Source organism: Desulfoferrobacter suflitae (assembly GCF_022603395.1).
In the GTDB taxonomy this organism is placed as follows: Bacteria; Desulfobacterota; Syntrophobacteria; order Syntrophobacterales; family Syntrophobacteraceae; genus Desulfoferrobacter; species Desulfoferrobacter suflitae.
This window is the reverse complement of sequence record NZ_JAIBKA010000052.1, coordinates 1-584: the sequence shown is the minus strand read 5'-3', so window position 1 is coordinate 584 and position 584 is coordinate 1. Positions and strand designations below refer to the sequence as shown.

Annotated in this window: 2 protein-coding genes; both read right to left on the bottom strand. The window is 51.4% G+C overall.

What is annotated here, in order from left to right; translation table 11 throughout:
- The coding region (locus tag K1V27_RS22585) for a hypothetical protein (protein WP_258932541.1) at nt 1-272 on the bottom strand (272 nt) is incomplete at its 3' end.
- Nucleotides 273-340: 68 nt separating this feature from the next.
- On the bottom strand, nt 341-584 hold a 244-nt coding region (locus K1V27_RS22580), incomplete at its 5' end, for a hypothetical protein (protein ID WP_258932540.1).

The window sequence follows — 584 nt, the reverse complement described above, 5'->3', positions numbered from 1 at the left end:
GTCTCAACCACCATGCGGCCGGGTTTCCATCGTCCCTGCGGGTAGCGATGATGACGGCAGACGAGGGGCCAGGTGAGATCGTCGGCGAGCAGGTAATGGGAAGAGTGCAGCGGCTGCATGAGGATGTGGCGGCCGTTGAGGTTCTGTGCCTTGAGGTAGGCGATATTGGAGGAGATCGGGGCAACGCACCAGAGTCCTTTTTTGAAGTCGAGAACTGCAATTCGCCAATGATTTTCAAAATAGCGTGCGAGTTTGACAAGGATTTTTTCCATAGCAGTGCCGACGGCAAGGTTTTTTTAACTGCAGGCTTTGGTGAGTCGGCCTGCAGTATAAAAGGGTTTTAGAAAGGCAGATCGTAGCCCTTCAAATAGGCAACGAGCCAATCGAGTTGTTGCATTTTGTGGGAATCGGCGCTGAGTTGGAGGAACTCTTGTTCATACCTGTCCCAGAGAATGTCATTGAGGAAGGAGAGAAGGGTCCATATCACCCAGGCGATTTTTATTTCATCGGGTTCTTTCATGTTCTTAAACCCCCTTGTGATGGTTTCAGATGAGCTCGCTTGAAGCGATGCGAACGTGCTCGGC